Raw genomic sequence first — 12,535 nt, forward strand, 5'->3', positions numbered from 1 at the left:
ATAACTATGAGCAAAAAAGAAATCCAGGATCAAATTGCTTTCCTTAAGTCTGATTACATTCGTATACAAGGCGATCTAGATAAGCTGGAAGCTGCTGGAGCGAATGTTCAAAATGCAGAAAAACAGTTGGCACGGATGGAAGAGGAGTTAAAAGAACTAAATAAGCAGTTGGCTCAGGCTGAAAAATAAGAAAAGACGGAGGAACCAGTCCTCCGTCTTTCTTTATGATTTCTTTTGATTCTCTTTCCCTTTTCGCTGCCCTTCCAGCTTTTCCTGAATTTTTTCAAATTCTTTACTAGGAGGCATCAAAGAAACGATGACATCCCCGTTTTCTGCCTTATACTCCATATCAGGTGTGAAAAACTCAACCTTTCCTGATGCTCGCTTCGCAAATAACATCAGCGCGTGTTGGTCCATATTCTGCATATAATCTTTGAATGTATATTGTTCTGTGATTGACGTTTTACGGAATACATACCCATTTTCCACTCGAGCATTCAATTCTTCCCAGGAAGCCCCTTCTTCAAAAAGGACTCTGCCACCAATCGTATGAACAAGATCTTCCAAGTCGTCCCCCTCTTTATTACTCAAACTCAATTGGAAAGAGTTGTTCCGACCAAATTCAGGTACGAAAGTCGTACAAACAAGTGCATTGTAAGAGTCCAGTTCTGTAGCTGCTACGAGATACTCATACGGGGTCATATCCAAATAATACTCGGTTTGTTCGGACAAGATTTCTCCATGGTAGGATTCGATCCCACGTGAACGTGCACGGGACAATCTCTCCCATGATGAGTCCGTTAGAAGGACGGGAATTTTAAGGTCTTCCAATGTTTTAGCAAGTCCTGTTGTAAAGGCACTCCCACCAGCAATAAGCACTCCAGGAGGCCCCTCCATCGATAATCCTAACTTTTTCGCAAGCCACCCAATGGAAAATCCATGGGCTACAACGGTGGTAAACACAAGCGCAAAAGTCAAGGAAATGAGAATCGAGGCATCTTCAAATCCCTCTTCCAACAGAACACTCGCAAAATAACTGGCAACCGTGAGTGCGACAATTCCCCTTGGTGCAATCCAGCCCACGAGCAGCTTTTCTGATTTGGACAAGTCAGTCCCTACGGTCGATAGAAATATAGACAATGGGCGGACAATAAATAACATTAAAGCCACAAAGCCGATAATTTGAAAGTTAAAGATTTCTACTAAAGTATCTACAGTCAAGGAAGCTGTCAGCATGACAAAGATTGTAGAGATTAACAATAAGGATATATTTTCTTTAAAGTGTCTCATATCCGCAATAGACGAGATGTGCATGTTCGCAAGTGTCATCCCCATCGCTGTTACAGACAACAGACCCGTTTCGTGCATGACTTCGTCAGCAATCGTAAAACAAGCAATGACTACAGCAAAGACAGCTGGTGATTTAAGGAACTCAGGGATATACCCTGTTTCAAACATCCAGCCGACACCTTTTCCGCAAACCCAGCCAAGAAAGACAGCAAAGGCTGATGCAGCAAAGAACAACAATAATGTAGAAGGATCATTGTTGGTCAGGAAAAGGATAATTTCGAAAGCAAATACCGCAAGTAATGCACCAATCGGATCGACAATGATTCCTTCCCATTTCAAGATTTTAGCTGGCCGTGGTTTTAACTTTGCCTGACGTAACAAAGGCAGGATTACCGTGGGGCCAGTAACAATGAACAAGCCACCGATGGTAAAGGCCACCGCCCAGGACAAACCCGCCACGTAATGAGCGGCTAGTGATCCTAAAATCCAGCTAAGAAACGCACCAAATGTCACGATTCTGAACACAGGGCGCCCCAAACCTTTTACTTCCTTAATATCCAGGTTCAAGCTTCCTTCGAAAAGAATGACTGCGACAGCCAAAGAAATAATCGGTTTATAAAGTTCGCCGAAGTCCTGTTCAGGATTCATCAGGCCAAATACAGGCCCAGCTAAAAGACCAGCGATGGACATGACTACAATGGCAGGCAACCGGAATCGCCAGGCCACCCATTGTGATCCTACGCCGAGAAACCCTACTAACATCAGTTGTAAGAGTAACGAATCTATCATTGAACAGTCTCCTTCTTTAAGGTGTATGTACAACCCTCGAGTGATATAGACATATTTTATATGCCTCTCCATCATCTGTAAACTAAATTGTCTGTAAAAAACTTCCCACTAAAGCTCCCGTTTGTGGAAGACTCAGTTTCGTGACGTTTGTGTGGTTCTAGGGGCGGAGGGGAATGGCGAGACTCCTGCGGGAAAAAAGTGCTTGGTGAGACACCAAAGGACGCAGTCCGAGGAGGCTCAGCGCGCTCCCGCGGAAAGCGAGTCATTCCCCTCCGCCCCTATCCACTCAACAAAAGTCTCGAAATCGAGTACAGAATTCTGCCATATAGTTCAATCAAACGTTAATTGGTGGGGGTTTTCCTACAATAAATGGAATGGAAATCATAACCTTTTAAATTTTCTAAAAAATAATTGACAGAAAGGTGTGATATTGATAGTATTACGGCGGTGCGTTAATCTCATTCACTTTTTAACAATGAAAATCATGCGAGAAACCTTGATTATTGCCGCTCATCTTTGGATAAGAGCGCTTTTTTTACGCAAAATATAAAGACATCTATGAGGAGGAGCCTGTATGAAAGCAAGAGACACCCTATTCATCGGATTCACATTGTTCGCTTTGTTTTTCGGTGCTGGAAACTTAATCTATCCTGTTTCACTCGGTATTGAATCAGGAACATCCTACTTTCCGGCTATTTTGGGTTTTGTTATCACCGGTGTTGGCTTACCGATCATTACCATAGCGGCTATTTCGCTTGTTCGTAATGGCGCTGTTCAATTGGCTGGACGAGTCCATCCGATGTTCGGGTTGTTATTTACCGCAATGGTCTACCTAGTCATTGGACCTTTTTTCGCCATTCCAAGGGCTGCAAACGTGGCTTTTGAAACAGGGATTGTTCCTTTTACAAACGGACAATCGCTGACATTATTCATTTTCACGGTCTTATTTTTTGTTCTCGTTTATTTACTTAGCCGCAACCCATCTAAACTTGTAGATCGTGTGGGGCAGATTTTGACCCCTGCTTTGTTTTTGGCCATCCTTGGTCTCGTTGTCGGAAGCTTTTTCATGCTTGATGGCGCCATTCAACCAGCAGGTGAAAAATACCAGGCCCAACCATTCTTTACTGGGTTTATTGAAGGCTACTTGACTATGGATGCGATCGCTTCTCTTGCTTTTGGTATTATCGTCGTGACATCTTTCCGTGATCGAGGGGTTACTGATCCGAAAGTATTGACGATCCGGACATTGAAAGCAGGTCTTGTGACAGCGATCGGCCTGACCTCAGTGTATGTTGCCATTGGTTGGATTGGAGCAAGAATGGCAACGGAAGGATCTTATGACAATGGGAGTGCTATTCTCGCTGGAGCTGCACAAATCATGTACGGAGGGACAGGTACGCTTTTACTTGGTCTCATTGTAGGTCTTGCATGCTTAACCACATGTATCGGGCTGACGGTTGCTTGTGGCCAGTTCTTTTCTAAACGAGTGCCAGGGTTGACTTATCAACATGTCATTCTTATCGTATCTTTGATCAGCTTCGGCATCTCTAATATCGGATTGAATCAAATCATTGCATACTCTGTTCCGGTCCTTGTATTTGTATACCCGATTACGATTGTACTTGTTGCCCTTACTTTCATGAGCCCGCTTTTCAATCACTCTCCTTACGTATATAGAGGCGCCATTCTATTGACTGCCATCATAGGAGTGTATGACGGACTCGTAGCTTTCGGTACAGATGTTTCTGCCATTGAGCCGTTGATCAGTCAGTTGCCTTTGTTCGAACTGAATTTATCCTGGGTATTACCTGCGATTGCCGGGGGAGTCATTGGCCTGATGATCGATTACTTCAAAGGACAACCCCGCCATAAAGAAAGTTTTCAGAACGGATGATGCATGAAAATCCCCCTCCAACATGGAGGGGGATTTTTTATTGCTCCAGAAGGGTCACACTGACTTTCACGTCAAGATTTTGTCCGCCTCCTCGATAGACGCCTTGAAGAGGGCTGACATCAGCATAATCCCTGCCTGTACCTATTCTGATATGTTGTTCTAATGCTTCGACATTATTGGTAGGATCTAAACCAATCCAACCGATTCCTGGCACCATCACTTCCACCCATGCATGAGTAGCCGCATCCCCAACTAAAGCTGAATCTTCTCCAACATACAGGTAACCACTCACATAACGGGCCGGTACACCCTGAGACCTTAACACACCAATCATCGTGTGCGCATAATCCTGGCATACCCCGCTCCTTAGGGGCCATGATTCATAAGCCTTCGTATTCACCTGGGTTGTCGTCGTATCGTAAAAAATAGATTGATTGATGTATTCCATCAACCTTAAGGAAAACCGAATGGGATCCTTAGCATCACCGACCACATTGATAATTTCTGCAATTTGTTCTTTATACAAGAAGGTATATGGTGTTTCATTCAAATAAGCCAAGTAGTGACGACGGAAAAGCTCAGAGTGGAAAATCGCACGCATTTCATCCGAACAATCAATCATGCGGATGAATGGACTCTTTTGTATACTGACCGTCGACGTCGTTTTTAGTGTCAAATGTTCATGTTTCTCGGGTATGAAGAACGTTTCCACATGATTCCCCCATAGATCAATGTGTTCTTTCGTCATTGATCCTGGGGTAATCTCAGTACGGTAAGCGAGCAGCCGCTGACATTCGTCTGTCCTTGGTTTCAGGCGAATATGATTCATACTCTGATCGACAAAATTGTCATAATAAAACGTATTGGTATGCTCAATTTGGAACTTCACTTCGTATTCCTCCTGGTTAGCCTTTACTTAGCGTGTACAGGTTCAATTAAATAATAAGTTTGTGAGAACATGCGACTGAGGGTCATGCAACGGTCCTGGAAGTGGTCAAGAAAAGACATCAGCTCATTCATATCCATTTCCTCAATGTTCGTACGAGTAATTTCATCCTGGATGAGCTCAAGCATTTGGAAAAGGTCTTCAGAATAATGAGAGACCTTCCCACCTTCAAGCTTGTTAACCGCTTCTAAGACATGATCCATACAGTATCGGATCGACCTTGGAAACGTCCCTTCTTTAATTAAAAAGCTGAGGACGTGCTTCGACTCCATTGTAGGTGGATGTTCTTTAATGTAGGCATCATACCCATTTAAGAACTGAAGGGCTGTCAGCCAGTAATAGTAGTGATCTGTTGGAACATCTGCTTCTTTTCTGTTCTTTTCACAAGTCACATTCAATATTCTTGCCGTTTTCTCAGCGCGCTCCAGCCACTTTCCTACTTTAATAAAAGTATAGGGAGTTCCACGGCTCATGCTGGATTCAATGACGCCCTGTGATGTCATCGAAGTATGAATTACTTTATTTAGATAATCCTGGGTATGCTGCCTCGTATTCGGCAGCTCCTGCCAGTCTTTTTGGTCCAAATGGAAGGCATTCAGCACTTCCCAAAGTTCTTCAGGAAGGATATCTCTTGTCGAACGGGCATTTTCCCGTGCATAGTTCATACAATTCATCAGAGAGTTCATGTTGAATGGACTAATGGTCAAGTATTGGATCAGCGTTTCCCTGTCTAAACGATCGTAAAGACTGTAATAATCATTGGCGGAAGCACAGACTTCGACTACCTCTTCCCAGTCCCGGTCCGCTGACTCCTGATTTTGTGCCTCCAACATATGGATAAGCTGGACTCGGAGTACCCTGGCATTGTTTTCGGCCCTTTCTATATTTCGAGACATCCAGTAAAGAGAATCTGCTACACGACTAAGCATGGTGATCACCACTTTCTGTCAAAATCCACGTATCTTTTCCTCCCCCACCTTGTGAGGAGTTCACAACTAGAGAACCTTCTTTGAGCGCAACCCTTGATAGCCCTCCTGGAAGTACATTCGTCTTTTCACCATTCATGACAAATACCCTTAAATCCACATGACATGGATAAAATCTACCTTCCTGATACGCAGGTGCCCTTGATAATTTGATGGTGGGTTGAGCAATATATTGATGAGGATTTTCTATGATTTTCTTCTTGAACTCTTCCCGTTCGCTTTCTTCTGACTGTGGGCCAATCAACATGTCATACCCGCCTGAAGCACCAACATTTTTCACAACCAGTTCATGAATATGCTCCAGCACATAATCCAGACGTTCAGGGTCACTGAGGAAGTAGGTTTCAACGTTCGGAATAATCGGGTCTTCTCCAAGATAGAACCGGATCATATCTGGTACATAAACATACATCGCTTTATCATCGGCAACGCCATTGCCAATACCGTTAAGTATCGATACATTTCCTTTTCGATAAGCCCTGAGCAGTCCAGACACCCCTAAGGCAGAGTCAGGACGGAAAGCTTCAGGGTCGAGGAAATCATCGTCGATTCTTCTATAAATGATATCCACACGTTTCAACCCTTTGATGGTTTTCATGTAGACAACATCATCTTTGACAATCATATCTCGTCCTTCTACTAATTCAATTCCCATCTGTTGAGCAAGGAACACATGATCATAATAGGCAGAATTATAAACCCCTGGCGTCAACAACACGGCTGTCGGTGACTTTGTCGGGTCTGCATTGGCGGGCAAGTGGCTCGTCACCGCCTGATGAAGTTCTGACAACTGATGTTCTAATGTTTCAATAGAATGCTGGAAGAACAATTCAGGGTACACTTGTCTCATGACATACCGATTTTGGAATACATACGACATCCCTGAAGGATTTCGCAAATTATCTTCCAATACCCGGTACTGTCCCTTTTCATCTCGAATCAAGTCTACACCCGCAAGGAATATATGATTTTTTAATGGAATATTAATACCGCCTACTTGTTTGTTGTAAAAATAAGGATTATTCTCTATCAACTCTCTCGGGATGATTCCCGCTTCTACAATTTCCTGTTCATGATAAATATCTTCTAAAAAATGATTGAGCGCGGTCATCCGCTGCTTCATCCCTTTTTCAATCTCTTCCCAATCTTGTCTAGGAATGATGATTGGAACAAAGTCAAACGGCATCGTCCTCTCCGTTCCTCCTGTGTGGTTGTACACGGTGAATGTTATGCCTTGTCTAAGAAAGTTGAGCTGAGCTGTTTCATGCTTTTTCATCAAATCACGTTCTGTAAATTGATTGACCAGTTGATAGAACCATTGGTAGTGTTTTTTCGGCTCTCCACCCTGTCCCATCATTTCATCAAAATAAACACCTGTTTGATAGTTAGTTAGCACGACCTCTCCTCCATTTCTACTTGCTACAAATCCTTTACCCTTAGTTTACTCTACTCACTCGTAAATTGTAAGAAAATTTACACATCAAATGTCGATTCTTATAATGATTATGAAAGTAAATGGCAAGATTGTTGAAGACTCAATTTCGACACTTTCCGGGGTTCGTTGCTGAGTTTAGCGTCAGGGGTGGTTGGGAAGCCACTCGCTTTCCTGCGGGGATGACGGCAAGCCTCCTCGAGCTAAAGCTCTGCGGGGTCTCGCCAGCCAATCCATTCCCGCGGGAGTCTCGCAGCTTCCCAACCACCCCATTCGATATTGTGAGAAACGAACCCCTATACTAGGAAGGAGCTTCTTCCACCATCACTACCTATTGTGAAAAGCGCTCTATAACAAGCGTTCATGAGCTCTTTCATACGATGGAGGCTTTCTTTTACAACTCCTAATACGTATAGAACGCACCTAATATTGGAAGTAGTTTCGAGATCCTCCTATGTTTAAGGGGCGGAGGGGAATGGCGAGACTCCTGCGGGAAAAAAGTGCAGGGTGAGACCCCACAGGACGCAGTCCGAGGAGGCTCACCGCGCTCCCGGGGAAAGCGAGTCATTCCCCGCAGCCCCCATCCACTCAACAAACATCTCGAAACTGAGTCTTCACGAAAAGGGAGTTTTTGTGAAACAACAAGGGGTTTTTGATAAACGAGGGACCAGGTCGTCCGCTTGGGGATGACCTGGTCCGGGGTGGTAGAGACTATTTGATATTGATGACGATTTTACCTTTGGCATGGTGGGTTTCGCTGACGCTGTGGGCTTCCTGTAAACCTTCTTCACTAAGGTCGAAGCGATGTCCGATGACGGAAACTAGGTCTCCTTGTTCCATCATGGCCGCGAGTTTTGACAGTTTCTCCCCACTTGGCTCGAGCCATACAAATCCAGCTTTCACTCCATGTTTGGAAGCCAGGTTTTCATCGGGTGGCTGGACAATGGACGGAAGACGTCCCCCTTCTTTTAAGACAGAAAAACTTTTTTCCTGAATTTCTCCGCCAAGGGTATCGAGGACGATATCGCAATCGCTTAGCACTTCTGAGAAGTCCTCTTTTTTATAATTGATAAAGCGATCGACACCCAGCTTTTCTACCCACTCCTGGTTCTTCCCGCTGGCAGTTGCTGCTACATAGGCCCCTTTTTGTTTCGCTAATTGTATCGCATAATGGCCGACACCACCGGATCCTGCATGAATGAGTACATGATCCCCTTCTTTAATATCGCCAAAGTCCACTAAACACTGCCAAGCCGTAAGACCTGCCAGCGGGACCACTGCTGCTTCCTCAAAAGAGACATTTTCAGGAAGGTGGGATAAAAGGTGTTCATCCACTGCTGTGTACTCTGCATACGTTCCGAAGCGTGTCGTATCAGGACGTGCGAAAACACGATCGCCTACTTTGAAGTTTTCTACGGAAGAACCAACCTCTGAGACGATTCCTGCTGCATCCCATCCTAAGATGATAGGAAATTCAAAGTTCAGCATTTCTTTCAGGTACCCTTCACGCACCTTCCAGTCGATGGGGTTAATGGAAGTGGCGTGCAGTTCAACAATCACCTGATTTTCACTCGGAACCGGTTTCTCCACATCTTTTTCTATTAATTGACTTCTATCTCCATATTGTTCAATGACAATCGCCTTCATATTATAATCGCTCCTTTTAGAAGTATGACTTCTATAGTTTTCCCCACTGTTTTCACGTGAAACATGATAAGATGTGGGAGAAAGAAGATTATGTATAAAAGGATGATCACGATGATTCAACAGGCCGAAAAAATTCTCCAACAATACTACGGTTATTCCTCCTTCCGCCCTGGTCAAAAAGAGGCCATCACTCATGTTTTGGATGATAAAAACACATTGGCCGTTATGCCGACAGGAGGCGGAAAATCCCTCTGCTATCAAATCCCCGGACTCACCCTGCAAGGAACAGCGATCATCATATCCCCCTTGATCTCTTTGATGAAAGACCAAGTGGATGCTCTCCATTCCTATGGGGTGGCCGCTACGTACATCAACAGCTCCCTTTCCCATACAGAACAGCAGCAAAGGCTGAGGGATATGGAAGCCGGTCGCTATTCCTTTGTGTATGTTGCTCCTGAGCGGTTCGACTCCCCTAATTTTTTGGCAGCGATCAACAGCATCCCCCTTTCGTTGATTGCCTTTGATGAAGCGCATTGTATTTCGCAATGGGGGCATGATTTTCGCCCAAGCTACCGGTCTATTGTTCCTACATTAAAAAAGGTCGCAAACCTTCCAGTGCTCATGGCACTAACGGCTACAGCCACACAGGAAGTAATCAAAGACATTAAAGAGTTGATTGACGTTGAAGATACGAATGTCATCAATACAGGATTCGCAAGAGACAATCTATCCTTTCGTATTATTAAAGGCCGTGACAAACGTGAATTCATCAGTGAATACTTGACTCAGATTCCTAATGAATCAGGCATCATTTATACAGCGACACGAAAAGATGCCGACCAGCTTCATTACCTTTTAACGAAAAAAGGATTTGCGGCTGGAAAATACCACGCAGGAATGACAGAGCATCAAAGAAAGCAAGCGCAAATGGATTTCGTTCAGGATGAAATCACCACGATGATTGCAACCAACGCTTTCGGTATGGGAATCGATAAGTCAAACGTCCGTTATGTGATCCACTATTCCATGCCGATGAATATTGAATCTTATTACCAGGAAGCCGGTCGTGCCGGCCGTGATGGGGAACCTGGTGATTGTGTCCTGCTCTTTTCGAGCCAGGATATCAACCTGCAGCGTTTTTTGATTGATCAATCGCCAAATGAAGAAAAGAAAAAGGACGAGTATACGAAACTGCAGGCTATGGTGAATTACTGCCACACCCACTCCTGCTTACAGCAATACATTCTCGACTACTTTGATGACCCGACAAATTCCGAACCGTGTGGCAAATGTACAAATTGCACCCATGATGGTGAAGAACAGGACATGACAAAAGAAGCCCAAATGGTCTTGTCCTGTGTGAAACGCATGGGTGAAAGGTTTGGAGCTGGCTTGACTGCCAAGGTACTCAAAGGATCTTCGGACCAAAAAGTGAAACAATTTCGTTTTCAACAATTATCCACCTATGGCATTATGCCGAACTATACAGAAAAAGAACTGACTCGATTTATTCAGTTTTTGACGGCAGAGGGATATTTGTCTACAGGTGAAGGGCGCTATCCTTCATTAAAGCTCACTAATGAAGCCGTTTCTGTCATAAAAGGAAAACAGCCTGTCCTTATGCTTGTTGAATCCACAACGAAGAAACAAAAAACGGAATATAATGAGGCGTACTTCGAGGAATTGCGGCAGTTACGTAAGTCATTGGCCGATGAAAGCAACCTCCCTCCTTATGTCATCTTTTCTGATGCAACTCTTAAGGACCTGACCATCTATTTACCAGAAACTAAAGAAGAAATGATGAACATTAAAGGGATTGGAGAGCAAAAGTTCGAGAAGTACGGAGAACCGTTTTTAGAGAAATTACGACCATGGGCACAAACTGCCGACAAGAAACCTACACCAAAACGTTCAACTGAACCTCCTGTTCAAAAGAGAGATCCGTTTGATGAACGTCCCAGTCACATCATTTCTTATGACCTATGGAAACAGGGAAATGAAGTAAAAGACATTGCTAAAGAAAGAGGAATAGGCAGCCAAACGATTGAAAACCATATTTTCCGTGCTGGAAAAGAAGGCAATGAGATCGATTGGGACCGATGGTTTGATGAAGAGCAGGAAAGTGCTATTTTACAGACCTACGATCAGATGGAGGATAGAAAACTGAAACCCTTGAAAGATTCTCTACCTGAAGGGTATTCCTATTCTATGATCAAGGCTGTCCTTGTGAAGCATAACTTAATTGATGTATGAGGAGGAAGATGGATGACTAAATCTGTAATCACTAGAGAAGATGTACAAGCCCTTGACCAGAACGATCCACTTCAGCCGTTTAAACGCGAATTTTACCAGGAAGACTTTTATTATATGGATGGAAATTCCCTCGGTTTGCTCTCAAAACGTTCTGAAAAAGCCCTCTCCACATCCATGGATGATTGGAAGAAACATGCCATTGGAGGATGGACGGACGGAGAAGAACCCTGGTTTTACATGTCAGAAAAAATCGGAGCTTTGACCGCTCCTCTCATTGGAGCAAAACCGGAAGAAGTCATCAATACCGGCTCCATTACATCGAACATTCACCAGTTGCTGGCGACGTTTTATAAGCCGGAAGGAAGCCGGACGAAAATCCTCGCCGATGAACTGAACTTTCCGTCTGACATTCATGCTATGAAGAGTCAAATCGAATGGCACGGGTTAGATCCACAAGAACACCTGATTCGTGTCCAAAGCGAAGATGGCTATACGTTATCGGAAGATACCATCATTCAGGAAATGGACACAGACATCGCTGTTCTTCTTATCCCTTCCGTATTGTATCGCAGTGGGCAGCTGCTCGATATAGAAAAAATCACAAAGGCCGCTCATGAGTATGGCATCATCGTCGGCTTTGATCTCGCCCACTCGATCGGTGCACTCCCTCATCACCTGAACAAATGGGGCGTGGACTTCGCTGTCTGGTGCACATACAAGTATTTGAACAGCGGGCCCGGCGGGGTCGGCGGATTGTATGTGAACGAAAAACACCTCGGCAAAAGTCCAGGGCTTGCAGGGTGGTTCAGCTCAAATAAAGACAAGCAATTCGACATGAGCCACGAACTAACTCCTGCCGAAACCGCAGGAGCTTTCCAAATCGGAACGCCTCATGTGTTGAGTTCTGCGCCTCTCATCGGATCACTCGAACTTTTTGAGGAAGCAGGAGGAATCCATCCTATTAGAGAGAAATCACTGAAGCTCACCCGTTTACTGATGGATCTCATTCACCAGGAGATGTCAGGATACGGCTTTAGAATCGGCAACCCTCTGAATGATGAACACCGTGGAGGCCATGTCTGTCTCATCCATGACGAAGCCGCAAGCATTTGTAAAGCTTTAAAACAAGAAGCGATCATTCCTGATTTCCGATCCCCCAATGTCATCCGCCTTGCTCCCATCGCTTTTTATACGTCTTTCGAAGATGTGTATGACGTTGTATTGCGATTAAAAGACATCATGGAAAATGAGAAGCAAAAACAGTTTAAAAATGAAAGGGACACGATCGCATAAAGGAG

General features: G+C 44.3%; 9 protein-coding genes. 4 read left to right on the forward strand and 5 right to left on the reverse strand.

Annotated elements, in window-relative coordinates; all coding sequences use genetic code 11:
- Positions 1–6 precede the first annotated feature (6 nt).
- Positions 7–189 carry an SE1832 family protein gene (locus ACXACN_RS13125; protein ID WP_474965005.1) on the forward strand — a complete coding sequence of 61 codons (183 nt, stop codon included), beginning with the start codon at positions 7–9 and terminating at the stop codon, positions 187–189.
- A gap of 33 nt (positions 190–222) precedes the next feature.
- Here ACXACN_RS13125 and ACXACN_RS13130 read toward each other — a convergent pair whose 3' ends face one another.
- Positions 223–2,079 carry a cation:proton antiporter gene (locus tag ACXACN_RS13130; protein ID WP_474965006.1) on the reverse strand — a complete coding sequence of 619 codons (1,857 nt, stop codon included), beginning with the start codon at positions 2,077–2,079 and terminating at the stop codon, positions 223–225.
- A 574-nt stretch (positions 2,080–2,653) separates the two neighbouring features.
- Here ACXACN_RS13130 and brnQ point away from each other — a divergent pair.
- Positions 2,654–3,973 (forward strand): branched-chain amino acid transport system II carrier protein, encoded by a 1,320-nt coding sequence (gene brnQ, locus ACXACN_RS13135; protein WP_474965008.1) that lies wholly within the window; start codon positions 2,654–2,656, stop codon positions 3,971–3,973.
- A 37-nt stretch (positions 3,974–4,010) separates the two neighbouring features.
- Here the strand turns inward: brnQ and ACXACN_RS13140 are convergent, their stop codons facing one another.
- The 4 genes from ACXACN_RS13140 to ACXACN_RS13155 form a co-directional block, all read right to left on the reverse strand.
- Complete coding sequence (locus tag ACXACN_RS13140; RefSeq protein ID WP_474965010.1) at positions 4,011–4,862, reverse strand: transglutaminase family protein; 852 nt, start codon at positions 4,860–4,862, stop codon at positions 4,011–4,013.
- A 23-nt stretch (positions 4,863–4,885) separates the two neighbouring features.
- Entirely contained in the window at positions 4,886–5,848 is a 963-nt protein-coding gene (locus ACXACN_RS13145; protein WP_474965012.1) for an alpha-E domain-containing protein, read from the reverse strand.
- The gene (locus tag ACXACN_RS13150) at positions 5,841–7,301 is read right to left on the reverse strand and encodes a circularly permuted type 2 ATP-grasp protein (RefSeq protein WP_474965013.1); all 1,461 of its coding nucleotides are present in this window, start codon (positions 7,299–7,301) and stop codon (positions 5,841–5,843) included. The genes ACXACN_RS13145 and ACXACN_RS13150 overlap by 8 nt, the downstream gene beginning before the upstream one ends.
- 747 nt (positions 7,302–8,048) lie before the next feature.
- On the reverse strand, positions 8,049–8,984 hold the full coding sequence (locus ACXACN_RS13155; protein WP_474965014.1) for an NADP-dependent oxidoreductase: 936 nt from the start codon (positions 8,982–8,984) through the stop codon (positions 8,049–8,051).
- 111 nt (positions 8,985–9,095) lie between these two features.
- On the opposite strand from ACXACN_RS13155, the gene recQ reads away from it, so the two are divergent.
- Both recQ and kynU read left to right on the forward strand, forming a co-directional pair.
- Entirely contained in the window at positions 9,096–11,237 is a 2,142-nt protein-coding gene (gene recQ, locus ACXACN_RS13160; protein WP_474965016.1) for a DNA helicase RecQ, read from the forward strand.
- Between the two features lie 12 nt (positions 11,238–11,249).
- The gene (gene kynU / locus ACXACN_RS13165; RefSeq protein WP_474965017.1) at positions 11,250–12,530 is read left to right on the forward strand and encodes a kynureninase; all 1,281 of its coding nucleotides are present in this window, start codon (positions 11,250–11,252) and stop codon (positions 12,528–12,530) included.
- The last annotated feature ends 5 nt before the right edge of the window (positions 12,531–12,535 follow it).

It is taken from the genome of Halobacillus sp. AWM4_238 (genome assembly GCF_056158265.1).

What these genes read in the sequence shown, in the direction of transcription:
- ACXACN_RS13125 (WP_474965005.1), top strand. Translation starts at nt 7, where the DNA reads ATGAGCAAAAAAGAAATCCAGGATCAAATTGCTTTCCTTAAGTCTGAT.
- ACXACN_RS13130 (WP_474965006.1), bottom strand. Translation starts at nt 2,079, where the DNA reads ATGATAGATTCGTTACTCTTACAACTGATGTTAGTAGGGTTTCTCGGC.
- brnQ (WP_474965008.1), top strand. Translation starts at nt 2,654, where the DNA reads ATGAAAGCAAGAGACACCCTATTCATCGGATTCACATTGTTCGCTTTG.
- ACXACN_RS13145 (WP_474965012.1), bottom strand. Translation starts at nt 5,848, where the DNA reads ATGCTTAGTCGTGTAGCAGATTCTCTTTACTGGATGTCTCGAAATATA.
- ACXACN_RS13155 (WP_474965014.1), bottom strand. Translation starts at nt 8,984, where the DNA reads ATGAAGGCGATTGTCATTGAACAATATGGAGATAGAAGTCAATTAATA.
- recQ (WP_474965016.1), top strand. Translation starts at nt 9,096, where the DNA reads ATGATTCAACAGGCCGAAAAAATTCTCCAACAATACTACGGTTATTCC.
- kynU (WP_474965017.1), top strand. Translation starts at nt 11,250, where the DNA reads ATGACTAAATCTGTAATCACTAGAGAAGATGTACAAGCCCTTGACCAG.